This is a genomic window from Coleofasciculus sp. G1-WW12-02 (assembly GCF_040219735.1).
In the GTDB taxonomy this organism is placed as follows: domain Bacteria; phylum Cyanobacteriota; class Cyanobacteriia; order Cyanobacteriales; family Coleofasciculaceae; genus Coleofasciculus.
The window spans coordinates 1-24,210 of sequence record NZ_JAVJRX010000003.1 but is presented as its reverse complement, the minus strand read 5'-3'; the positions used below and the strand labels follow the sequence as shown (position 1 = coordinate 24,210).

At 46.4% G+C, this 24,210-nt stretch carries 20 protein-coding genes and 2 pseudogenes; 15 read left to right on the top strand and 7 right to left on the bottom strand.

Features of this window, described 5'->3' with window-relative positions:
* Nucleotides 1-151 precede the first annotated feature (151 nt).
* The 6 genes from RID09_RS00290 to RID09_RS00265 all read left to right on the top strand — a co-directional run bounded on the left by RID09_RS00290 (nucleotide 152) and on the right by RID09_RS00265 (nucleotide 7,570).
* Nucleotides 152-1,108, top strand: coding sequence for a DUF1350 family protein (locus RID09_RS00290; protein WP_446333956.1), 957 nt, complete (start codon nucleotides 152-154; stop codon nucleotides 1,106-1,108).
* 501 nt (nucleotides 1,109-1,609) lie between these two features.
* Nucleotides 1,610-3,700 (top strand): RecQ family ATP-dependent DNA helicase, encoded by a 2,091-nt coding sequence (locus RID09_RS00285; protein ID WP_446333955.1) that lies wholly within the window; start codon nucleotides 1,610-1,612, stop codon nucleotides 3,698-3,700.
* A 15-nt stretch (nucleotides 3,701-3,715) separates the two neighbouring features.
* Nucleotides 3,716-4,996, top strand: coding sequence for a DNA-processing protein DprA (locus tag RID09_RS00280; protein WP_446333954.1), 1,281 nt, complete (start codon nucleotides 3,716-3,718; stop codon nucleotides 4,994-4,996).
* Nucleotides 4,997-5,553: 557 nt separating this feature from the next.
* Nucleotides 5,554-6,168, top strand: a complete 615-nt coding sequence (locus RID09_RS00275; RefSeq protein WP_446333953.1) for a hypothetical protein — start codon at nucleotides 5,554-5,556, stop codon at nucleotides 6,166-6,168.
* A 200-nt stretch (nucleotides 6,169-6,368) separates the two neighbouring features.
* Entirely contained in the window at nucleotides 6,369-7,016 is a 648-nt protein-coding gene (locus RID09_RS00270; RefSeq protein ID WP_446333952.1) for a bifunctional 4-hydroxy-2-oxoglutarate aldolase/2-dehydro-3-deoxy-phosphogluconate aldolase, read from the top strand.
* A 41-nt stretch (nucleotides 7,017-7,057) separates the two neighbouring features.
* Entirely contained in the window at nucleotides 7,058-7,570 is a 513-nt protein-coding gene (locus tag RID09_RS00265) for a L,D-transpeptidase (RefSeq protein WP_446333951.1), read from the top strand.
* 7 nt (nucleotides 7,571-7,577) lie between these two features.
* Here RID09_RS00265 and RID09_RS00260 read toward each other — a convergent pair.
* Both RID09_RS00260 and RID09_RS00255 read right to left on the bottom strand, forming a co-directional pair.
* A pseudogene (locus RID09_RS00260) lies at nucleotides 7,578-7,727 on the bottom strand (cytochrome P450); the annotation flags it as partial.
* 87 nt (nucleotides 7,728-7,814) lie between these two features.
* On the bottom strand, nucleotides 7,815-7,997 hold the full coding sequence (locus RID09_RS00255; protein ID WP_446333950.1) for a hypothetical protein: 183 nt from the start codon (nucleotides 7,995-7,997) through the stop codon (nucleotides 7,815-7,817).
* Between the two features lie 751 nt (nucleotides 7,998-8,748).
* On the opposite strand from RID09_RS00255, the gene adhE reads away from it, so the two are divergent.
* The 6 genes from adhE to RID09_RS00225 all read left to right on the top strand — a co-directional run bounded on the left by adhE (nucleotide 8,749) and on the right by RID09_RS00225 (nucleotide 16,787).
* Complete coding sequence (adhE, locus tag RID09_RS00250) at nucleotides 8,749-11,430, top strand: bifunctional acetaldehyde-CoA/alcohol dehydrogenase (protein WP_446333963.1); 2,682 nt, start codon at nucleotides 8,749-8,751, stop codon at nucleotides 11,428-11,430.
* A 60-nt stretch (nucleotides 11,431-11,490) separates the two neighbouring features.
* The gene (gene hoxE, locus RID09_RS00245) at nucleotides 11,491-12,030 is read left to right on the top strand and encodes a bidirectional hydrogenase complex protein HoxE (protein ID WP_446333949.1); all 540 of its coding nucleotides are present in this window, start codon (nucleotides 11,491-11,493) and stop codon (nucleotides 12,028-12,030) included.
* A 50-nt stretch (nucleotides 12,031-12,080) separates the two neighbouring features.
* Nucleotides 12,081-13,697, top strand: coding sequence for an NADH-quinone oxidoreductase subunit NuoF (nuoF, locus tag RID09_RS00240; RefSeq protein WP_446333948.1), 1,617 nt, complete (start codon nucleotides 12,081-12,083; stop codon nucleotides 13,695-13,697).
* A 154-nt stretch (nucleotides 13,698-13,851) separates the two neighbouring features.
* Complete coding sequence (gene hoxU / locus RID09_RS00235; protein WP_446333947.1) at nucleotides 13,852-14,568, top strand: bidirectional hydrogenase complex protein HoxU; 717 nt, start codon at nucleotides 13,852-13,854, stop codon at nucleotides 14,566-14,568.
* Nucleotides 14,569-14,695: 127 nt separating this feature from the next.
* Complete coding sequence (locus RID09_RS00230; protein WP_446333946.1) at nucleotides 14,696-15,244, top strand: NADH-quinone oxidoreductase subunit B family protein; 549 nt, start codon at nucleotides 14,696-14,698, stop codon at nucleotides 15,242-15,244.
* Between the two features lie 118 nt (nucleotides 15,245-15,362).
* Nucleotides 15,363-16,787 (top strand): Ni/Fe hydrogenase subunit alpha, encoded by a 1,425-nt coding sequence (locus tag RID09_RS00225; protein ID WP_446333945.1) that lies wholly within the window; start codon nucleotides 15,363-15,365, stop codon nucleotides 16,785-16,787.
* A gap of 181 nt (nucleotides 16,788-16,968) precedes the next feature.
* Here the strand turns inward: RID09_RS00225 and RID09_RS00220 are convergent, their stop codons facing one another.
* From RID09_RS00220 to trpS, 5 genes are all read right to left on the bottom strand, one after another.
* On the bottom strand, nucleotides 16,969-17,520 hold the full coding sequence (locus tag RID09_RS00220; RefSeq protein WP_446333944.1) for a Uma2 family endonuclease: 552 nt from the start codon (nucleotides 17,518-17,520) through the stop codon (nucleotides 16,969-16,971).
* A 124-nt stretch (nucleotides 17,521-17,644) separates the two neighbouring features.
* A complete protein-coding gene (locus tag RID09_RS00215) occupies nucleotides 17,645-17,977 on the bottom strand; it encodes a hypothetical protein (protein ID WP_446333943.1) in 333 nt (110 codons plus the stop codon).
* A gap of 85 nt (nucleotides 17,978-18,062) precedes the next feature.
* Nucleotides 18,063-19,685, bottom strand: coding sequence for a mucoidy inhibitor MuiA family protein (locus RID09_RS00210; protein WP_446333942.1), 1,623 nt, complete (start codon nucleotides 19,683-19,685; stop codon nucleotides 18,063-18,065).
* A gap of 210 nt (nucleotides 19,686-19,895) precedes the next feature.
* On the bottom strand, nucleotides 19,896-20,801 hold the full coding sequence (locus RID09_RS00205; protein ID WP_446333941.1) for a methylenetetrahydrofolate reductase: 906 nt from the start codon (nucleotides 20,799-20,801) through the stop codon (nucleotides 19,896-19,898).
* Between the two features lie 96 nt (nucleotides 20,802-20,897).
* Complete coding sequence (gene trpS / locus RID09_RS00200; RefSeq protein WP_446333940.1) at nucleotides 20,898-21,908, bottom strand: tryptophan--tRNA ligase; 1,011 nt, start codon at nucleotides 21,906-21,908, stop codon at nucleotides 20,898-20,900.
* 355 nt (nucleotides 21,909-22,263) lie between these two features.
* Here trpS and RID09_RS00195 point away from each other — a divergent pair, with 355 nt between their 5' ends.
* From RID09_RS00195 to RID09_RS00185, 3 genes and pseudogenes are all read left to right on the top strand, one after another.
* Nucleotides 22,264-23,451 carry an RNA-guided endonuclease InsQ/TnpB family protein gene (locus RID09_RS00195; protein ID WP_446333939.1) on the top strand — a complete coding sequence of 396 codons (1,188 nt, stop codon included), beginning with the start codon at nucleotides 22,264-22,266 and terminating at the stop codon, nucleotides 23,449-23,451.
* A gap of 65 nt (nucleotides 23,452-23,516) precedes the next feature.
* Nucleotides 23,517-23,852, top strand: a complete 336-nt coding sequence (gene psb28 / locus RID09_RS00190; protein WP_446333962.1) for a photosystem II reaction center protein Psb28 — start codon at nucleotides 23,517-23,519, stop codon at nucleotides 23,850-23,852.
* 73 nt (nucleotides 23,853-23,925) lie between these two features.
* A pseudogene (locus RID09_RS00185) lies at nucleotides 23,926-24,114 on the top strand (zinc ribbon domain-containing protein); the annotation flags it as partial.
* Nucleotides 24,115-24,210 lie beyond the last annotated feature (96 nt).

Genomic DNA, 24,210 nt, shown 5'->3' with positions numbered 1-24,210 from the left:
CAGTCGGTATCAACCTGGATTTTGACCAAAAAGATAGTAGAGATGTAGCAGGTTACGTCTCTACTACCATACTTAGGAAATATACTAATTTTCCTTCGGCTTACTACATATTCAGATTTCCCCTACCCCCCTAAAAGCAAAATCAACTGATATGAACGAGAAAATAAAATTTTCGCCACTTTCCTTTAGTTGGGTTGCTATTCATCCCAATCCCAAAGGTGTTATTCAATTTATCGGCGGTGCTTTCTTTGGCAGTTTACCGACCGTTTTTTATCGCTATTTATTAAAGGCGTTGTTTGATGAAGGTTATACGATTATTGCTCTACCATTCCGGTTTACCTTTCGCCATTGGTCTGTTTCAATTAATTTGTTAAAAGAACAGAAATTTCTGTCCCAGGAAATTTCCCAAATTGCCAAGAAACTCAACTATCCAACTGAAGTTTATCAAAATCCAGAAAACTATTTTTGGATAGGTCACAGTTTAGGGTGCAAGTACATCGCCCTTTTAGAGCTTTTAAGTGGCGACAGATGGCGAGATATTTTAAAGCGGTGTAATTCAGACGCGGACAGTCAGATTCGACAAATTGAAGAAAGTATCCTCGATAGTCCTGACCTACAACGTGCTATCAAAGGTCAACCTTCTTTACTCATCGCACCTGATATTAGTGATACGCAAAGTGCCATTCCTCGACCTCTAGCTTTCATCGCCCGTTTCCTCGACTCAAAAAACCTGGGTGTAATTCCCACAAGGGAACAAACTCTATGCTACATCAGCCAAAGCCCACTGTTTAATTTAACAGGCATTATTTCTTTTGACAAGGATACAATTGCTGGAAGTGAGCAGGACAGATTTAAAGATGAGGAACACAGAAGAAATAGTGATGTGCTGTGGCTCATTGATTATTTAAAGCAGGGCAAGTTTCCCTTACTGCACCAGGAACTATCCGGTAAGCATTTAGCACCGCTGGGGATTCAAATTGGGAATTATGTTATTGAACTCAACCCATTAACTAAATTTGTTCAAAGGATTCAAGATAGACCGCTGGAAAGGGTAGTTATCCAGTTTTTGGATAAACTCAGGATGCGACAACAAAACCTGTCTCACTAAGTATCTAGAGTAGGCAAAAAAGATTGTGCCAGATATAGCAGGCTCTATTAGGGAGAGGCGTTCCCGTAAAACCTCTCTCTAAAAGGATATAATATCTGATACTTTTCTATTTGGCGAAGGTAAACAACATGAAGTTTAAGCGACGAGACATACTTCTCGCCTTTTTCGCATTCCTAGGGTTAAACAATTTTAAAGCTAACGCCCAGTCCGCCAATCTTTTGAGCCACTCCATTCACAAATTGACAATGGATAATGAACAATGGATAATGACCTCTCCTTAAAAGAAGAGGATTGAAATTAAGGAAAATCTTTTTTAATTTCTTCGTAAATGAAGAGATCTTAGACCCAATTGATCAATTGTCAATTATCAATTATTAATTATCCATTGATAAGTTGATTTGAATTTGAGGACAGTAGGGGCGGGTTTTACTGATAACATTCAGAAGAAAACCCATAATGAAACTAAACCCGCCTTGGCTATTATCGCTACGGTGTATCGATATGACAACCAAACTCAAAGCCCAAGCGCTGTCACTGCTGCGCCAAGCTCTCAATAATCCAACTGCTCAATTTCGGGATGGACAATGGGAAGCCATCGCTAGCATAATTCTAGCGCGATCGCGGCTCCTGGTTGTACAACGCACAGGCTGGGGGAAAAGCATTGTCTACTTTCTCGCTACTCGCTTGCTGCGAAATAGTGGTGCGGGTTCCACCCTGCTGATTTCACCCCTCCTGGCTTTGATGCGAAATCAAATTGTCGCCGCTGAACGCATTAATATTAACGCCGCCACGATTAACTCCAGTAATCCCGAAGAGTGGGAACAGATTAACACTCAATTACAAGGGGGAATCATTGATATTCTGCTCATTTCTCCCGAACGACTCGCCAATGAAAACTTTCGCCAAACCATTCTGTTACCCATATCGCAACGAATTGGCTTATTCGTTGTTGATGAAGCCCATTGTATCTCCGACTGGGGACATGATTTTCGCCCCGACTATCGGCGCATCGTCCGCGTTTTGCAAGCGCTTCCTCAAACCATTCCCGCACTCGCCACAACCGCCACGGCAAATAACCGAGTGGTTAACGATATTATTACTCAACTGGGTGTTAATTTGCTTGTATCCAGAGGCACTCTAACCCGAAAAAGCTTACAATTACAAACCATCAAATTACCGAGTCCCGCCGCACGCATGGCGTGGTTAGCTGAACAGCTGCCAAATTTATCCGGAAGTGGGATTATTTACGCCCTGACGATTAAAGATACCGAACGAGTTGCCCATTGGTTAAATCAGCAAGGAATTCAGGCTCAAGCCTACCATGGGGCTCTAACCAATGAACAGCGTTTAACCTTAGAAGACCAACTCCTTAACAATGAAATTAAAGCTTTAGTCGCTACAACCGCTTTAGGAATGGGGTTTGATAAGCCGGATTTAGGATTTGTCATCCACTACCAGCGTCCGGGTTCTGTTGTTCATTATTACCAACAAGTCGGACGCGCGGGGAGAGCGGTAGAGCAAGCTTATGGGATTCTGCTCAGTGGTGATGAAGACCAGGAAATTACTGATTATTTTATTCAAACTGCCTTTCCGCCAGAGGCTCATGTTCAAGATGTTTTAAAGGCATTAGAACAAGCAGAAGATGGATTGTCGGTTCCCCAAATCGAGCAGCATCTCAATCTTTCTAATGGACAAATTAATAAGGTGTTGAAATTGTTATCCCTGGAGTCCCCTGCACCCGTAACCAAACAAGGCTCTAAATGGTATGCGACGCCCGTATTTTATCAACCGGATACAGATAAAATTAAACGGTTAACCCAAATTCGTCGCCAAGAACAAACTCGCATGTTGGACTATATGAACAGTCGAGAATGCTTGATGACATTTCTCGCCAGAGAATTAGATGATCCGCAGCCAACGCCTTGCGGTAAATGTGCGGTATGCTTGGGTAGACCGTTATTACCCGAAACCTATTCACTAGACCGAGTTAATCAAGCAATTCAGTATCTTCGTCGTAGTGACCAAATTATCGAACCTCGTAAACAATGGGCATCGAAAGCGCTCCCTAGTTATGGGTTTTCTGGGAAAATTCGCGATAATTTACGCGCTGAACCCGGACGAGCATTATCACTTTGGGGTGATGCAGGTTGGGGAGAATTAGTTAAACAAGGGAAATACGATAATCATGATTTTGACGACGCCTTGGTGCAGGGTGCATTTGAGATGATTCGACGTTGGCATCCTCAACCTTTTCCTACTTGGGTAACTTGTGTCCCTTCCTTACATCATCCCCAACTTGTCCCCAATTTTGCCCAACGACTCGCCAATCAATTACAATTACCCTTTCAGCCAATTGTGCAGAAAGTTCGCCAGACTCAGCCACAAAAACAGATGGGGAATAGTTACCAACAAGCGCATAACCTCGATGGTGTCTTTGACGTGAGCCCTTGGCAAGGTATGAAGGGTGCAGTATTCTTAATTGATGATATGGTAGATTCACGTTGGACATTCACGGTTATTGCTGCACTGTTACGTCAGGCTGGAAGTGGTTCAGTTTTTCCGTTAGCATTGGCACTTAATTCGTTAACGTAGACAAATTAGAAGATTATGGATTACCATCTGCTGTCACCCAATACTCAAGCCATTTTATTATTGTGTGCCAGCTTTGGACAAAATCGTCAAACTGAGCCTAAACCCTTAACCCTGAGCGAGTATAATACGGTAGCGAGTTGGTTGCTGGAAAATGACATGATTCCGGAGGATTTGCTTGAGCCAACCCTGAAAAATCGCTTATCTCAAATTACTATTGACAAGCTTGATTCTCATCGGTTAGTCGCGTTACTTGAGCGCGGTGTCATGCTCAGTTTAGCGGTGGAAAAGTGGACGAATCAGGGGTTATGGATAGTGGGGCGAGGTGACGCAGGCTATCCTCAATGTTTGAAGCAGAGATTGAAACATAATGCACCCGCGATTCTCTATGGAATTGGTAATAGAGAATTGCTTGCTCAAGGTGGGTTGGCTATCGTTGGTTCTCGTGATGTTGATCAAGACGGACTTAATTATACCGAAAGAGTTGTCCAAACCTGTGCAGAACAGGGAATTAATGTGATTTCTGGTGGAGCGCGTGGGGTAGATCAAGCGTCAATGTTAGGTATATTAGCAGCAGGTGGGAATGCTGTGGGTGTACTTGCGGATAGTTTGACGAAAGCGGCTGTGGCGAGTAAGTATCGTGCGGGAATTAAAGAAGGTAGACTGACATTAGTGTCTGCGTATGACCCCGACGCTAGTTTCAGCGCGGGTAATGCTATGGGGCGAAATAAGTATATTTATGCGTTAGCTGATTATGCGTTAGTGGTTAGTTCTGCTGTTGGTAAAGGTGGAACTTGGGCGGGGGCGACTGAAGTACTCAGACAGGTAAAAGATGTCCCGGTTTTTGTACGAATGCAGGGAACTGTACCCGAAGGAAATCATAAATTGCTGGAAAAGGGAGGAATCGTTTTTCCAGAAGCCCCTTGGAATAAACCGTTGCGTACACTTTTAGACGCCGCTATAGCTGAGGCTGAACAAAGCAAAGTTGATGGGGGAGTAATAGAGTCTGAGAAATCCTCAGCCGGAGATGATTTAGGCGGGGATAAAACGATTTCTATTAATTTACCCGCCAAAGATATCTATGAAGCGGTTTTACCCTTTATCCTCAACCAGTTAGAGCAACCTCAAGATGCGAAATCTCTGGCTGAATCGTTGCAGGTACGAAAAGGACAGATGGAGGATTGGTTAAAAAGAGCGGTGCAAGAGGGTAATGTGATTAAGCAGAAGAATCCGGTGATGTATGTAGTGAATAAAGAATTGGATTTATTGGCTTTGCTGGAAAAGGAGGATTCTGGATAACGCGAGTGTGAAGGGAGCCTATCACCTTTTATCACCTTAGTAGGTTGGGTTGAGGAACGAAACCCAAGGTGGTTTAATTTCTTAGTTTTCACTGTATGTGGCGCAACGAAGGGAGGTAAGTTTTGAGTGAGAGATTGGGAGATTTGTAGATTGTGTAGGGGCGGGTTTCACTACTATCTTTTCGGTTTCACCAAGATGTGACTAAACCCGCCCCGACTCAGGTTTATAGAATTCCCGTGAAAAGTTAGGTTGGGAAAATGCACAATAAATACGACTGGGAAGTGTGTATTGAACATCGGGAGATCCCCCCTAACCCCCCTTAAAAAGGGTGGAACAGGAATCCGCCTCAATTGGATAGTTGATGAAACAAGCTCAATCGTCGGATATCCGTACCTGATGTCGTAGTCTCCCTACCGTTTGTCGAATTAGTACGCCAAAACTGGGGGTAAACCACACCGGAAAGTTAGGCATAAATTTGGCAAGATTAAATTGGGAGTAGAAAAGCTTTTTACCAGAAGTCTCGAAACCGAGTTAATCAAAGCAACGAGGGATAAAAAATGTCTCACTCTACTAAAGAACGCATCACCACTGATTTTCAGAAAGCTAAATCCGCAGAAAGGGAACGGGCAGAACGAATTCAAGAAATTGTCCAAGAGGCTTTCTCTAAAACCTTGGCTGAAGTGAAAGACGGAACGGGTGAAATTCGCGGTATTTTTCAAGAAAACTTATCGGAGATTTTGGCAAGGGTAAATAAAATCGAGAACGAAAACGATGAAGCCGCGCCAAAAATGCCTGGGCTTCGTTCCAAAGCTATCGTTATCGCCGTCTCCAAAGCGCTTAAAAATCGCCTGTTGCCCTATTTGCGCCAAGCCTATACGGATGTGCAGCATCAATATGCTACGATGAATAATCGCGAGGTTAATCGTGATATCAACGGGGCTGAAGTTGAGCGCAATCGCTATGAGCGTTTGAAGCAGCGCCTAGAGACTTTTGCCGCCTGGTACAACCAACTAAAAGCACAATCTCAAACTGTAGAACCTAGTGTTGTAGAATACAAGCAAGCTGAGTTTGAGAATAAGATGGGTGAAGCTGGTGCAACCGTTGCACAAAGGGAACGACAAGTTAAGCAACAGTTACAGCAATGGCTGCAAACGGCTACGGCTAAGCGGTGAATTAGTTTGTAGTTCGTAGTAAGGGCTTTAGCCTGTAAAATAACTCTGAAGCCCTGACTATAATCCTTGAATTATTTATACGACTTAACCTAGAGTGAATGTTACTGAATTAAGAGTTTGTAGTCAGCCTTTAAGGGTGTAGGGCGAATACAGCGCAACTACGAACGCAGTCGGTGACATCAGTAAGCATCAATAAAATTGTGAGTACATCAAATGAATCTTGGTTGACTCTTCTGCAAGAGCATCGTACCATTGCCGTAATTCGGGCGTCTGACCAATCGTTAGGACGTCAAATGGCGCTGGCGGTAGCCGCAGGAGGAATAAAGTTAATTGAGATTACCTGGAATACAGACGCAGCGGCGGAATTAATTCGTCATCTGCGCCAAGAGTTACCAAACTGTACGATTGGTACAGGGACATTATTAAACCTGGAACAAGTACATCAAGCTATTGATGCGGGGGCTGAGTTTCTGTTTACCCCTCATACCAATACCAGTCTAATTAATACGGCTGTTAACGCTGGAGTTCCCATCGTTCCCGGCGCACTTTCTCCCAGTGAAATTGTTACCGCTATTGATGCGGGGGCAAGTTGCGTTAAAGTGTTTCCTATCCAGGCGGTAGGCGGTGTCAGTTATATCAAAGCCTTACAAGGACCTCTGGGTCATATTCCCCTGATTCCTACAGGCGGCGTAACGTTCGCCAATGCTAAAGACTTTATCACAGCCGGTGCGATCGCGGTCGGTTTGGCGGGAGATTTGTTTCCCAAACCCCTCATCGCGTCTGGGGATTGGCAAGGGATTACCCAACGGGCGAAAAAACTTCGATCTCAATTTAACCATGATCCCTAAAATGGAACTAAGAGGATGATGCTGTTACCTCAGAAGTTTCCATGAAAACCATCAGGTCTAAAAAGTGGGTGCGCCGTTCAGGAACCCTCCTAGCGGGTGTCGCCTTAGCCATAACCGTGTTTGGGTTTAATACACCCGTCGCCCATCCCACACCCCAAAGTGAACAGATTGCCAGCAAAATGACGGCGCTGCAAAATACGAACCAGCGCTGGATTCAAATTGATGTAAGCAATCAACGGTTAATCGCCTGGGAAGGGGGGGCTCAAGTCTATGCGGTGATTGTCTCCACCGGGAAAAGCGCTACACCTACCCGTACCGGCGTCTTTAACATTCAAACCAAGCTGCGGCGCGATCGCATGCGTGGTCCCGGTTATGATGTTTCTAATGTGCCCTATACCATGTATTACCAAGGTGGCTATGCCATTCATGGGGCTTATTGGCACAATAACTTTGGCACTCCGATGAGTCACGGTTGTGTGAATGTAGCAGTTGATCACGCCGAGTGGTTATATAATTGGGCGTCTGTGGGAACGCCCGTCGTTATTCATCAGTAACAAATACCTACTTGTGTCCCTGTCGCCGCCAAAACTTAACCCGCAAACCATCGCGGGGGTGGGGTGTCGGTACTGTAACCATGCCCAAATCCTGTTCCGGAAGCAGTTCCCACTGATAATCTCGCACTAACAACGCGGTAAATAATTTCATCTCCAATCAATCTGGTTTAGTAGTTGCTTGCGGCAATGCAAAGCACGACCAAATTTCGTCCACGGTAAGGGTAAGGCAATGCTAAACAACCCTTCAAACCTTATGCCCATAAGCGTTTCTGAGGCGGAATCTACCCCTGAATATCGACCCATACTTTTGATGACGCTTCTTGGCAAAGTCGGGATCACGGAAAAACTGGATTGTTTCCCCAATCAGCGGTAAACCGAAATGACCGGGAGGTAAGGGGCGGGATTTTAGTTCATCGGTGGTCGTCATCGCCTATCAATATTAAAAGAATAATTTCATTGTGTTAAGTTTATTTTAAAATTGCAACGTTTACGTCTGGAGATAGAGGAACATAGTCCCATCAGGGGTAATTCTCCCCCTATCGACAAACCGATACTGCAAGTGCTATTAAGGACATGCAGACGCCTTGTCCGATGCTTGGTTCATGGTTAACAGTTTGGGTTGGTTGAAAAAAGCTAGTCTGGCGTTTGAACAACTAGAGCGTTGTTTATTAAGAAATTCTAAAATTCAGGAGGCTAAAGTCTAGCGCAATCCTAAAAATTTCATTGATTTATTAATGTATGAATCCCTCGTTCGAGATAGTATAGTAAGTGTGACGGGAGGAAAAAGTATTCCTGAGATTCCCTGGACTACCCTAGTCATGAATTCTTGGTCTATACTGCATGGGGAGGAACTGTCTGATTAATCAACGATCTGATTAATTATTGTTGAATCGAATCATTCTAGGGGATTAGCCGGAGCAAATTTGAGTATTCCAATGAGGAGATTTTTATGAAGTCCTACCCACTTTATACTGGGAGTAGCTCAGTTTGCCATGACGCAAATGTAAGGGTGCAAGCAAAAGTAAGTGGCAAAACTATGGTTGCTATTCAGGGAGAAACTCAGTCGCTTTAGCTGGGAAATCTGCTCGATTAGTAAACGAGCAATAACAAGAACCAACTCAATAGTGGGTGTGAGGGACATTAAATCTTGACCCATGACGAAACTTACCGCAACCAACATGATTAAAGTCACAAACCATCAGGAACTCGAAGAATTAATTAAACGGGTTAAAGCAGCTCAAACCCAATACGCTAGCTACACTCAAGAGCAGGTCGATGCCATCTTCAAAAAAGCGGCACTCGCGGCTAATGCAGCCCGGATTCCTTTGGCAAAATTAGCGGTCAGTGAAACTGCCATGGGAGTGGTTGAGGATAAGGTGATTAAAAACCACTTTGCCTCGGAAATGATCTACAACAAGTACAAACATGATAAAACTTGTGGTGTTGTCGAAGAGGACAAATCGTTCGGTTTCCAGAAAATTGCTGAACCCGTTGGTATTTTAGCGGGGATCGTACCCACCACCAACCCCACCTCAACGGCGATTTTTAAGGCATTAATTGCTCTGAAAACCCGAAATGGGATTATTTTCTCCCCTCATCCCCGTGCCAAACAATGCACCCTGGAAGCGGCAAAAGTCGTCTTAGACGCGGCGGTAGCGGCTGGCGCACCTGAGAATATTATCGGCTGGATTGATGAACCAACGGTGCCTCTTTCCCAAGCTTTGATGCAGCACCCCGATGTGAAGCTGATCCTGGCGACAGGGGGTCCGGGAATGGTGAAAGCCGCCTATTCTTCGGGACATCCCTCTCTCGGTGTTGGTGCAGGAAACACGCCAGCGGTGATTGATTCCAGCGCTCACATTAAAATGGCGGTGTCTTCGATTATTCTGAGTAAAACCTTTGACAATGGCATGATCTGCGCCAGTGAGCAGTCGGTGATTGTCTTGGATAATGTTTACGAGGAAGTTCGCCAAGAATTTATTAATCGCGGCGCTTACTTCTTGACGCCAGAAGAACGGGAAAAAATGGGGAGTAAAATTATTGTCAATGGGCGCTTAAATGCCGAAATTGTCGGTCAACCTGTTGAGAAGTTAGCCGAATTAGCTGGATTTGCCTTACCGGAACAAACCCGGGTGATTATTGGCGAAGTGGAAAAGATTGGCACTGATGAACCCTTTTCCTTCGAGAAACTCTCCCCCGTTCTGGCAATGTATCGGGCTAAAGATTTTGAGGATGCGGTAGACAAAGCCGGACAATTGGTTGAATTTGGCGGACGTGGACATACGGCGGTGCTGTACACCAATCCAGCCAATGCTGACCATATTAAACGGTTTGAAGACCAAGTTCAGGCGTCTCGCGTCTTAATTAACACCCCCTCCTCCCAAGGTGCGATCGGGGATATCTATAACTTCCGCCTTGATCCCTCGTTGACGCTGGGTTGTGGTACTTGGGGAGGGAACTCCATCAGTGAAAATGTCGGACCGGAACACCTGCTGAACATAAAAACGATCGCGGAACGGCGGGAAAATATGCTCTGGTTCCGGATACCGCCCAAGGTGTACTTTAAGTATGGGTCCCTGCCCATCGCCCTGCGGGAGTTAGCGGGGAAAGAACGGGCATTTATCGTCACCGACAAACCCATTTACGATCTAGGGATGACGGCTAGCGTCGAAGAGGTTTTGGCTGAAATTGGTATCAAATACGATATCTTCTATGACGTAGAGCCAGACCCCTCCTTAGAAACCGTACAACGGGGATTGACGTTGATGAACACCTTCAAGCCCGATGTGATTATCGCCTTGGGTGGGGGTTCGCCCATGGATGCTGCCAAAATTATGTGGCTGATGTATGAGCATCCAGAGATTGAATTTGAGGGGTTAGCGATGCGGTTCATGGATATCCGCAAACGGGTGTATGAACTGCCCCCCTTGGGTGAGAAAGCGATGATGGTAGCCATTCCCACGACATCGGGAACGGGTTCAGAAGTTACCCCGTTTGCGGTAGTAACCGATCGCCGCAATGATATTAAGTATCCTTTGGCGGACTATGCCTTAACGCCAAATATGGCGATTGTAGACCCCGAATTAGTCCTAAATATGCCCAAGAGTCTCACCGCATTCGGGGGTGTCGATGCCTTGACTCACGCTTTAGAAGCTTATGTTTCGGTGTTAGCTAGTGAATATACCAATGGGTTGGCACTAGAGGCAATTCGCCTAATCTTTAAATACCTGCCTTCGGCATACAAAAATGGTGCAAATGATCCCAAGGCGCGGGAGAAAATGCACTATGCCGCCACGATGGCAGGGATGGCGTTTGCCAATAGTTTCCTGGGCATCTGTCATTCTATGGCACACCAATTAGGGGCTATTTTCCATGTCCCCCACGGGTTAGCGAATGCCATGTTAATTTCCCACGTTATTCGCTACAACGCCACGGATGCGCCCTTTAAGCAGGCGACATTCTCCCAGTACAAGTATCCCAATGCCAAATGGCGCTATTCTCGGATTGCCGATTACCTGCACTTGGGCGGCGATACCGAAAACGAGAAAATCAATCACCTGATTGGGGCAATTGAGGAACTCAAGCGTCAGGTGGGGATTCCGGCGGCGCTGAAGGATGTGATTAAGGAAAGTGAAGCGGAATACTTCGCCAAACTTGACGAAGTAGCGGATCAGGCATTCGATGATCAATGTACTGGCGCGAATCCCCGCTATCCCTTGATTGCAGATCTTAAGGAAATCCTTACCAAAGCCTATCACGGCGACTTGGGTGAGGTTCCTGATGTCGAAACCGTCAACGGCAATGGTGCGATCGGTGACACCAGTATAAGCGATACCCAACCTGCCGTACCTGCGGTGTAAACCTGTTGTGGGGTGGGCAAATGCCCACCCTACAGATACTCAAATAAAGGAGAGTTAACTATGGCAACTGCGCCCACGGCTCGTGCAGACACCACTGCTGCGAAAAAACCAAAGGAAGCCAAGACAGGACATCCCAGTGGTGATAAGCGCTTCAAAGTCCTAGATATCACTATGAAGCGGGCTCAGTATCGTCCTGATGTTTTGATTGAAGTTCTCCACAAGGCACAGGAAGCCTTTGGCTATCTGGAGGAGGACGTGTTGCTGTATGTAGCACGAGGGCTAAAACTCCCCCTGAGTCGGGTGTATGGGGTGGCGACATTTTACCATCTATTCTCCCTGAAGCCCGGTGGCACTCATACTTGTGTGGTTTGTACGGGTACGGCTTGTTACGTCAAAGGCGGCGGACAAGTGTTATCAGCACTAGAAGAGCATCTTGGTATCCAAGTGGGCGACACTACCCCCGATGGGGAAATGTCCTTGCTCAGCGCCCGTTGTCTTGGAGCCTGCGGTATCGCCCCAGCCGTGGTGTTTGATGGCACAGTTGCGCCGAAACAAACCGCAGAATTGGCCCTGGAGAAGGTGAAGGGATGGATGGAATGATGAATTTTGTGCGGGTGGGTTGATTCCATAACTGATGAGGAGAGAAAAAGATGGACTTAACGGAACTGCAAGAAATTGCTGAGGAAGAACGCAAGGCGCAAAAAAGCATCCGGGTACATTGCTGTACGTCAACGGGTTGCCAAGCGGCAAATTCCTTGGGTGTAAAGAAAAATTTAGAGGGAGCGGTTAAAACAGCAGGATTAGGCGATCGCGTGCAAGTGGTTGGTGTCGGTTGTATGGGATTCTGTGGGCGAGGTCCTTTGGTGGAAATCGATCCCCAGGAAAAACTATATGAGGAAGTAACTCCCGATGATGCCGCTAGTATTATTGAAGCACTTAACGGCGGGACAGCCACGGCAGATGAGGGCGATCTGAATCACCCCTTTTTTGCTCGCCAAATGCGAATCGTCCGGGAAACCAGTGGCAAAATTGACCCAGAACGGATTGAAGAATATATTGCGGCGGGGGGGTATCAATCCCTTTATAAAGTTATTCATGATATGACCCCGGCGGAGGTTGTCGATGAAATCAGCAAGAGTGGGTTGCGGGGACGCGGTGGCGGCGGCTATCCCACGGGATTGAAATGGGCAACCATGGCGAAGATGCCTGGGGAGCAAAAATATGTTATCTGTAATGCGGATGAGGGTGATCCCGGTGCGTTCATGGATCGCTCGGTGTTAGAGAGTGACCCCCATCGGGTTCTAGAAGGAATGGCGATCGCAGGTTATGCGGTTGGTGCTACACAAGCTTTCATCTATGTCCGGGCTGAATATCCTCTCGCGATCGATCGCCTGCAAAAGGCAATCAAGCAAGCTAAAAGACTCAGCCTTCTAGGGAGTCAAATCTTCGGCTCTCCCTTTGACTTTAAAGTTGATATCCGCATTGGTGCAGGTGCTTTCGTCTGCGGTGAAGAAACCGCCTTAATCGCCTCCGTAGAAGGCGGACGGGGAATGCCTCGCCCCCGCCCCCCCTACCCCGCGCAATCGGGCTTATGGGGATGTCCTACTTTAATTAATAATGTCGAAACCTTTGCTAATATTTCTGCCATTATTCGGGAAGGAGCCGAATGGTACGCCAATATCGGCACCGAAAAGAGCAAAGGTACGAAAGTGTTCGCCCTCACGGGTAAAATCCGCAACAATGGTTTGATTGAAGTTCCCATGGGTATCACCCTACGGGAAATCATTGAAGAAATGGGTGGCGGCGTACCCGATGGTGAAGTCAAGGCGGTGCAGACAGGTGGTCCTTCTGGTGGTTGCATTCCCGCATCACTCCTCGACACCCCCGTAGACTACGACTCCTTGACTAAAATCGGCTCAATGATGGGTTCCGGCGGTATGGTGGTGATGGATGAAACCACCAGTATGATTGAGGTTGCCCAGTTTTACATGGAATTCTGTCGCGGAGAAACTTGCGGTAAATGCATTCCCTGTCGGGTTGGAACAGTGCAAATGTACCAAGCGCTGACCAAGATCCTCAAGGGAGAAGCCACGATGAGAGATATTGAACAACTTGAACACCTCTGTGAAATGGTGAAATCTACCAGTCTATGTGGTTTGGGTCAAACCGCACCCAATCCCGTCCTAAGTACGTTGCACTATTTCCGGGATGAGTATCTGGCGCTGCTTCAAGACAGCCCCAATGGCAAAGTGGCGGTGAAGTCATAAGTCATCAGCCTACCCTCGAAGGTTGTGAAGGGTTAATTTTAGGGACTGTAGGGACGGGTTTAGGAACTAAAACTAATTAAATCAGCAAAACCCACCCCATAAGTCATAAGTTTGTTGATGAATGACCAAGGAAAAATGACTAAGGACAAAAGATATGTCAGTAAAAACATTGACAATTGATGGTGTTGATCTCGCCATTGAAGAAGGCGCCACCCTCCTAACCGCAGCTAAAGAAGCAGGTGTCCATATCCCTACATTGTGCCATCTAGAAGGGGTTACCGATGTGGGCGCTTGTCGGTTGTGTTTAGTGCAGATTGAAGGTAGTAACAAACTCCTCCCTGCCTGCGTTACTGAGGTAGCAGAGGGAATGAAAGTTCATACCAATACCGAAACGATCCAAGAATACCGCCGCATGGTTGTCGAGATGCTGTTTTCCGAAGGGAATCACATCTGTGCCATCTGTGTAGCCAATGGCAATTGTCAACTGCAAGATGTGGCAATTGAGGTGGGGATGGATCACACCCGTTTCCCCTACCGCTTTCCAGAACGAGGGGTGGATGTGTCTCACGACCGCTTCGGCATCGATCACAACCGCTGTATTCTCTGTACCCGATGCGTGCGAGTCTGTGATGAAATCGAAGGCGCCCACGTCTGGGATGTGGCAGGTCGGGGTCCGGCTTCCCGTGTAATTAGCGGGTTAGCTCAACCTTGGGGAGAGGTGGAAGCCTGTACCTCTTGTGGTAAGTGTGTAGATGCTTGTCCCACAGGTTCTCTTTTCCGCAAAGGTTCTACAGTCGCGGAAATGGAAAAAGACAGAGGGAAAGTAGAATTTTTGGTCACAGCACGGGAAGATCGAAAATGGACGCGGTGACAAAATCGTAGGGGCTCTCGCATTCGCGCCCAAATATCTCGGATTTCTACTCAAATCCCAACGCGAATGCTTCGCCCAATCCCCTGTTCCCCTGTTCCCCAATCACCAATTATGGGAGAAATAAAACATGGCAAAGATAAAATTAGCGACGATTTGGTTGTGTGGCTGTTCCGGCTGTCACATGTCCTTTCTGGATCTAGACGAGTGGCTACTGGAATTGGCGGAGAAAGTGGATGTAGTTTTTAGCCCCGTGGCTTCTGATATTAAAGACTACCCCGAAGACGTGGATGTTTGTTTAGTAGAAGGGGGTATCGCTAATGAAGAAAACTTAGAGTTAATTCGCATAGCCAGAGAACGCACCAAATTCCTGATTTCCTTTGGCGATTGTGCTGTAACCGCGAATGTACCCGCCCTGCGGAATATGTTGGGAGGGGCAGAACCTGTGCTGAAACGCTGTTATTTGGAGTTGGGAGACACTAATCCCCAATTACCAAAATTCCCTGGAATTGTCCCAGAATTACTAGACCGCGTGCGCCCTGTGCATGAGGTGGTTCACGTTGATTTATTTATGCCCGGTTGTCCACCACCAGCCGACCGAATTCAAGCAACAATCGAACCTTTACTGCGAGGTGAAAAACCCGTTATGGAAGGACGGGAAATGATTAAGTTTGGATAGTCATTGGTCATTCGTCTTATGTCCTTTGTCATTGGTTAAAGTTGATAGTTGATGACGAACAATAATTAACCAAGAAAATAAGCAAAGGACAAAGAAACAAATAAACAAGGGTAATGTTATGGCTAAAACAGTTGTTATTGATCCGGTTACTCGTATTGAAGGACACGCGAAAATTTCTATCTTTCTCGATGATGCGGGGGAAGTGGAAGACGCTAGATTTCATGTGGTGGAATTCCGGGGTTTTGAAAAGTTCTGTGAAGGACGCCCGATGTGGGAAATGGCGGGAATTACGGCTCGAATTTGTGGGATTTGTCCGGTGAGTCATTTACTGGCGTCGGCGAAAACTGGGGATAAAATTCAAGCGGTGAAGGTACCGCCTGCGGGTGAGAAATTGCGGCGGATGATGAATTTGGGTCAAATTACTCAATCTCACGCGCTGTCGTTTTTCCATCTGAGTAGTCCTGACTTTTTATTGGGATGGGATAGTGATCCAGCGACTCGGAATGTGTTTGGGTTAATTGCGGCTGATCCAGATTTAGCCCGCAGTGGGATTCGCTTGCGCCAGTTTGGTCAAACGGTGATTGAATTATTGGGGGCGAAGAAGATTCACCCGTCTTGGGCGGTTCCTGGCGGTGTGCGATCGCCTCTATCGGAAGAGGGGCGGGCTTGGATACGCGATCGCTTACCGGAATCCCGTGCGACTCTAGATACCGCCCTGGGGCTGTTTAAGCAGTTATTGGATAAGTTTTCTACCGAGGTAGAAACCTTTGGTTTGTTCCCCTCCCTGTTTATGGGGTTAGTCGGCAAAGATGGAGTCTGGGAACATTATGATGGTCATCTTCGCTTTAAAGATAGTGAAGGGAATATGGTGGCGGATGGACTCAGTGAGGATGATTATCGAGACTTTATGGGTGAAGCGGTTGAACCCTGGTCTTATTTGAAATTCCCCTACTATAAACCCCTAGGATACCCGGATGGGATTTATCGGGTAGGTCCATTAGCCCGACTGAATATCTGCGATCGCATGGGCACGGAAGCGGCGGATCGGGAGTTACAAGAATTTCGCGATCGCGCAGGCGGTGTCGCCACCTCATCCTTCTTCTATCACTATGCCCGCTTAGTGGAAATTCTGGCAGCTTTAGAACGGATTGAACAATTAGTTGAAGATCCAGATATTGTTTCCAAACGTACTCGTGCTGAAGCCGGAATTAACAATTTAGAAGGCATCGGTGTCAGTGAAGCGCCCAGAGGTACATTGTTCCACCACTATAATGTTGATGAAAATGGCATTATCAAGAAAGTCAACATGATTATTGCCACGGGTCAAAATAACTTGGCGATGAACAAAACCGTGGCACAAATTGCCAAACATTATATCCACGGGAATGAAATACCTGAAGGGTTATTAAACCGAGTTGAAGCCGGAATTCGCGCCTTTGATCCCTGCTTAAGCTGTTCTACCCATGCCTTCGGTCAAATGCCCTTGCATATCCAATTAGTCGGTTCATCAGGGGATGTTGTCGATGAAGTTTGGCGTCAGTAATCTAGCTACTTTCTAGAGACACCCTCGTTCCCAGGCTCTGCCTGGGAATGCTCTTATGGAGGCTCCGCCTCCCATCGTCATGGGGATTCCCAAAAATTTAGCGATCGCTAAGTTTATCACCATTTCTAAATTCGACATGCTCCCGGTTAGGGTTAGAACTATTTGGTAGAACTATTTGGTATTAGTCAAACTCTGGTGCCCAAATTTCAGCTACGACTAACTCCCATCCCGGCAGCAGTTCCGGCACCGTCAGCACATCACCATCCCGCAAAACTACTTTCTCCACACCCGGACGATAAACCTCCATCGTCCGACTTCTCGGATCAACTAAAACCCCAACCTGTGTTCCTAGTGCTAGAAACTCCTGAATCTTCTGACGCAGCTTGGACAAAGAGTCAGTTTTGGACTTGACCTCAAACATTAAATCAGGGACTAACTGAGCATAATCTCCTGTGGTTCGCGGCAATCGCTCGGCTCGGACAAAGGACGCATCCGGCGCACGCACGTCCTCCGAAGCATTGGGGAGAATAAATCCAGCATTGGATGCCGTCACTCGCCCTAACCTGCGAGGTCTGACCCAGTTACGCAACTGGGCGATAATCTCGGCAGCAACTTCGTCGGATTCATACCCTGAAGGACTCATAACAATAATCTCCCCACCGATCAACTCCATTCGATAGTGTGGATGTTGCACCTGCAATTTTTCCAGGTCTTTAATCGTCAAACCAGGCATCGGACTCCTCCCTAGATGAGCGAGTGCATACTAGGTTACACATCTAATCCTATCACCCTAAATTCCGGCAAATACCCGACTGTAAACTGATCATACAATTCCTGACAAGCAAACTACACCAGAATTAACATACTACAGACTGACATGCGGAATCTGGGTTTAAAGCCTCTTGATGTCGGATAGGATTTTTTAGTAGGCGATCATCAGTAGAGAGAAATATGTCAGCCTGAGCCGCCTCCGCACAAGCTAGATGAAACGAATCATAAAGTCCAAAACCTAACCCCTCCAATTGTTGCGATCGCAGGTCAATATTTTCGTTAATTTCCTGCGTCACTGTTGCTAATTCTAAGAGTTCTAATATATAGTTTTTTTTCTCCAGATTACGCATTTTTCCCAGTTCAACTGCGATAGCTTCACTTTCAATCAGTTGCCACTGCCTTGCACGGATTCGCTCCATAATGCTTAATATAGAGTCTCCCTCTAACCTAACTCGCTTCCACCAAATTCAGACTATGCCTAATAAGTCTTAATTAATTTTATGGCTAAATGTCTAATCCTATCACCCTGAATTCCGGCAAATACTCCACCGTAAACTGATAGGATAACTCCTGAGAGGCAAGGGAAGGCAAAGTTAGTAACCATTCCAACACACCCAATTCACCAACTTGAACTTGAGGATTAGCATCAGTGAGCCGAACTTTCAGTTGGGAATGACAACTCACCGGCAGTTGTTCCATCACCTTAACTTGTGCATCTTTGTGTCGTAAATTCGCAACAGTTAACCGATAAGCATAAGTAGCCACTTCACGCTGCTGACTCCCAATCAGCTTCTTATCCATCTGTCGTTCTACTAAATACCGCTCAATTTTTAGCCCATCGTCCACACCCAAATCGATTTGAAAATCTTGACCTGGGGCAATATTCGCGATTTCGGTTGTGCCAATAAATGTATTATCGCGAAAGATGGTTATCAGTCCCGGTAATAAGGTAACGCCATTCAACGGATTTGTCACCGTTGCTTTCAGGTAAGCAAAATTAAGTTGGCGCGACATCGCCACATATTCAGCCCTACAGGGATAATCATCTCTGTGGAAAATAGGAACCTTATGGCTAACCCCGTCACTGGGAATAGTCGCTTGACTATCGAGGGTAAAGGTAACAATACCCTTTTGTCCCGGACGTTCCCCAATTTCCTTTTCGGCTCTCAACCGCTCTAACTCTTCATCTATCGTCGGTTCGGGTTCTGGCGCTATCCCAGGAAAGGGCATATTCACCAACGTGGGGCGAGGTGAGTTATGCTCCTTTGGGTTTGTGGTTGTCCGATTTGCCAAGGCGCTAGGCTGTTGCAGATCGATATACCAGGGTGTAATCGGGGGAATTTCCCGCCCAACTCCGGGTTCGGCGGTGGAAAGGGTAAGGGCTACACCTAACCAATCTTCACCCGTGTTTTGAGTAATTTGAGCCAAGTAACTAAGGCTAACGGCTTGGAGCTTATCTTGCCAATGTAAATCATAGACGGGTTGCCAACTTACCCCTGTAACTTTGTAAGAAACCTCGATCGCTAATTCCCCCGAACCCGATGGTTCTAGGGTGACAATGATATTAAAGCTGTCATGAATCTGGGGGGTAGAGAGCTGCTGAAACTGCCCTCGCACCGCCTGTAACTGAGTGTTAAGCTGTTTTTGCTCGTGATCTTGTTGCGCGATCGCACTAGATAAATTCTGCCACCGTTCTCCCACAAAATCCAGCAATTCCCCGATTTGAGTCAAGTTCAACGGTTCAGGGTTTTGGGATTTTGTCAAGCGCTCCAGATACTGATTCCCTAAATTTTTGATAAAATTCCGCTGTAGATTCAGCAACGTCAGCACATCTTGTCCCTGACGTCTTTGCTCTTCTAACTGACTAATTTCCTCAGAAAGTTGGCTAACTTTTGGGTGAGTCGCTTCACGAGTACTGGTTTGTTCCGTCCGCACCTCTAATAATCGCCTACCGACACAACCTGTACTCGACACCTGAACGGATTCGCTTAAAATCGTTACGGGTAAATTAGCAATGACCAGTTCCCGTTCCTCACCCGTTAGCTGTACAACGCCCCGGCGCCTAACTAGCGCCTGGTCATCATACACTGTAACGTTACAAATTTCGGTATCTACCGTCTTGTTCATCCGTTCTTTTTCCTCAAATCAAGCACCCTGCAATCATTTCGGCGCTTGAATACAGACCAAAAAATTAATTAAACGTCAAATGTGAGGTATCTAAAAAACGATAATCTTTCCCTATTCCCCTACTCCCAGACGTGCCATGGCTCGTCTCTACCTACATTGCTCCCCGCGCGCGATCGCAACCAAAAACGTTTCGGTCTACTGAAATTCGTTTTACCTGTTCAAAGGAGGGATTCCCGCTAAATCGAGAATCTGGGGAATTAAATCTTCTCGCTTAATTACCATAATATGGACACCCTGACACAGTTGTTTCGCGAGTTGGATTTGCTCAGCGGCAATTTTCATCCCTTCTTGCAGTGGATCGACGGCGGCTGCCAGTCGATCAATAATAGATTGGGGAATGTTGACACCGGGAACGTATTTATTGAGAAATTGAGCATTTTTCGCCGATTTAATCAAAAATATCCCAGCTAAAATCGGCTTATCGGTGTCAGCCGCAATCTTATCCATAAACATTTCCAGCCGCTGGAAATCAGCAATCAGTTGGCTCTGGAAAAACTGGGCACCCGCTTCTAGTTTACGCTCAAATCGACGCTGTAATCCAGACCAACTTTTTAACTGAGGGTCAACGGCTGCTCCAGCAAACAAGTCTGTATTTCCATCAGACAATGGTTTATCATTGGCATCGAAGCCACGATTGAGTTTACTGATTAGCTGGAGCAAACGTACTGATTCTAGATCAAAAACGGGCTTAGCGTCAGGATGATCACCGACTTTTACTGGATCGCCAGTTAGGGCAAGAATGTTACGAATACCCAATGCTTGTGCCCCCATCAGATCCGCCTGCAATCCCAGTCGATTGCGATCGCGGCAAGCCATCTGACAGATGGGTTCAATTCCATTTTGGTGTAAAATAGCGGCGGCTGCCAAGGAAGACATCCGCAGGACAGCCCTAGACCCATCCGTAATATTAACGGCATGAACACGCTGCTTAAGCGGTTTTGCCATGTCAAGCATGTGAATTGGATCACCTCCCTTGGGGGGGGTAACCTCAGCCGTAATTAAGAATTCCCCTGATTTAACGGCGTCGCGAAACGAGGGTTTAATAAGGTTTGTCATTCGTCATTTGTCATTTGTTAGGAAACAGGGAACAGGGTAAGGTCGAGTGTAGAGACGTAGCATGCTACGTCTCTACACCCTCCCCGTCTTCCCCCTTTACAGAGGTGTAGAGTACCCCATAGCTGTCTTGACTCTGGATAGGGTTGAGAGAGCGATCGCTTCAGCTTTCTCGCGCCCTTGGCGTAACACTGACTCTAGATAGCCTTTATCTTCCATCACAGCTTGATAGTTTTGCTGAATCGGTTTGAGGGCTTCAATGGTTGCTTCACTCAACACCGCTTTGAACTGTCCCCACCCCATATCCTGACATTCGGCGGCGACAGCTTCCTTGGTTTTCCCCGAAAGCAGGGTATAAAGGGTGAGCAAGTTATTACACTCTGGACGTTCTGGATTGTCAAATTCTAGACCCTTAATTGGATCAGTTTTACAGCGCTTAATTTTCTTTTGAATCTCCTCTGGAGCATCCAGTAGATTAATTCGACTCATTTCGGATGGGTCAGATTTGGACATTTTCTTTGTCCCATCGGTGAGACTCATCACCCGCGCTCCTTCTTTACGGATCAAGGGTTCAGGCAGTTTCAGCACTGGCTTTTTTTTGCTGCCATACTGGTCATTAATCCGAATTACAATATCACGAGTGAGTTCGATATGTTGCTTTTGGTCTTCTCCCACGGGTACTAAGTCCGCATCATAGAGCAAAATATCTGCTGCCATCAGCACAGGGTAGTCCAGTAAACCCGTACTGACATTTTCTCCCTGCTTCAGAGCCTTTTCTTTAAACTGAATCATGCGTTCGAGCCAATTGATTGGCGTGATGCAATTAAACAGCCAGGTGAGTTCACAGTGAGCTGGGATGTGAGATTGGACAAAAATGGTTGCATCGTTTAGATCTACCCCACAAGCTAGATATAACGCCGCGATCGTATAGGTATCTGCGGCTAAAGTTGCTGGATTATGGGGAACCGTAATCGCATGTAAATCGACGACGCAAAAGAAATTTTCATACTGACTCTGAGCTTCTACCCAATTACGGATTGCTCCGAGATAGTTACCCAGGTGAAGATTGCCAGTTGGTTGAACTCCAGAGAGAACGCGCTTTTTGCCCATTGATATTGGTTAAGGATTTGGAAGAGCCAAGGTGGCGAGAGTCCCAGACTTGTACCCGCTTTCGTGTCAAGCACTGGAGGAATCGCCGTGAAACGGTGCAGATTTTTGGCAGGAATCTACAAAACCGTCTCCCCTCAGGGGTAAGGTGAGCTGGATTCCGCTAACCTACGCTAACACCAATGAGGGGACGCCTGATAATTCTTTGATGATCTGCTCTATCAATTTTGCCATTACCTTGGTCGTTATGGCAGAAGAATCGTGCTTTTTTTGTTAATTGTAGGGTTTTTGGTATGATCACTGAGGACAAACATAAATACGTGACAACTCCACACTCGGACTCGAAGGAGTTTTGAAAATGTTCCAAGTCCTCACAGTTAGCTGCAAAATCGAAGTATCCCCGCAACAGGTTGAAAAACTTGATGCGGTGCTTCGTGCCTTTGCTAGCTGCTGTGAGTACGTGAATAAAAACACTGACCCAAAACTGACCAACCAGATAGCCGTGCAGTCCTTGATTTACAGGGAAGCACGAGAATACTCGGGTTTGTCGGCTCAGATGACTATCCACGCTATTCGCCGAGTTTGCGCTAATCGTAAGACTGCCAAACAGCAGAACCGACCTGTTAAGGGTTTTGCTCCAACCAGTGCAACTTATGATGCTCGGACTTTCACTTTTATAGAGAAAGACTGGAAAGTTAGCTTGACCATGCTCAAAGGAAGAGAAAATTTCTCTTTGCACATTGGCAACTATCAGTGTCGCTTGTTGACTGGGATAAATCCTAAATCGGCAGTATTGGTACAGCGCAAAGATGGCAGTTATTACCTGCAAATTCAGTGGAAATCTGAACCACCACAACCAGAAAAGATGAGTAAGGTTTTGGGTATTGATTTGGGACGGAAAGACATTTGCGTTACATCTGAAGGGGAGAAGTTTAGCGGAAAACAGATAACTCAGATTCGGGACAAGTACACCCGTGTGAGAGCTTCGTTGCAGCAAAAAGCGTCCAAAGGCACAAGGTCTACTCGCCGCAGGGCGAGACAGATTTTGCAACGGTTGAGTGGACGTGAACGACGCTTCCAAGCACAGGTGAACCATAGGGTTAGCTACCGACTTATTCAACATACCAAAACCACAAACCAGTCTATTGCTCTGGAAGATTTGACAGGCATTAAAGAAGGCATCAATCAACAACCACGACCTAAAATTGAGAGGCGTAGAAGTAACAGTTGGACGTTCTACCAATTTCGCCAATTTATGACTTATAAAGCCGTGAAGTTTGGCGTAAACCTGGTGTTTGTTAACCCTCGCTATACCTCGCAAACCTGTTATAAGTGTTTGCATATTCACCCAGTTAGAGGGAAATCCTACAGAAGTGGTAAGAGGTTTAGCTGTGGTCATTGCGGCTGGATTGGTGATGCGGATGAGAACGGCGCTAAGAATATTTCCGTTTTGGGGCTGCTTTTAGACCAGCCTGGAGGTTCAGGACTTGCTTGCTCGCTAGAGGAGCATGTCTTAGGGCTACTGAAATCCCACTGTTCAGCGTAAGCAACAGGGGGAAGTTTAATTGGTGATAACTTTGATAACTTTCTTAAATTTTGACTGAACGGCTCATGGCTAAAATTCAATTTATTAGAGGCATTGACGAAGAAGTTGTACCTGATGTGCGCCTGACTCGCTCTCGTGATGGCAGCAATGGTACGGCAACCTTTTATTTTGATAATCCTAAGGCGCTCAATGGCAACTATGGTGAAGAAATAACAGGTATATACCTGATGGATGAAGAAGGTGAGCTGGTCAGCCGAGAGGTTAAAGGCAAATTTGTCAATGGACAGCCGACGGCATTAGAGGCAATTGTGATCATGAAATCCCAAGAAGAATGGGATCGCTTTATGCGTTTCATGGAGCGGTATGCTGAGGAGAATGATTTAGGATTTAGTAAGTCTTGATTCTCCCACGGCTCAAAGGATGAGTAACTCAATGGTATTCTTGTGGGCATTGAACCTGTAGATCTCAATTCTTTGTGATCTACGGGGGTCAACTTTGGTTGTAGTAGACCGATGGTATCCCTCGACTAAAACCTGTTCAAGATGCCACACCGAAAAGGATGAAATGCCCCTATCTGAAAGAGTTTTCCGGTGTGACAATTGCGGGTTAGAACTTGACCGCGATTTTAACGCCTCCATTAATTTGGAGATAGCCGCCAGTTAGGTGGTGGTAGCCTGTGGACTGGTTAAGTGCCGTCACTGCCAGAGTGAAGCAGGAAGTAAGCATCAAAGTTAGGTCTGACTAAGGTTGACCAGCTTT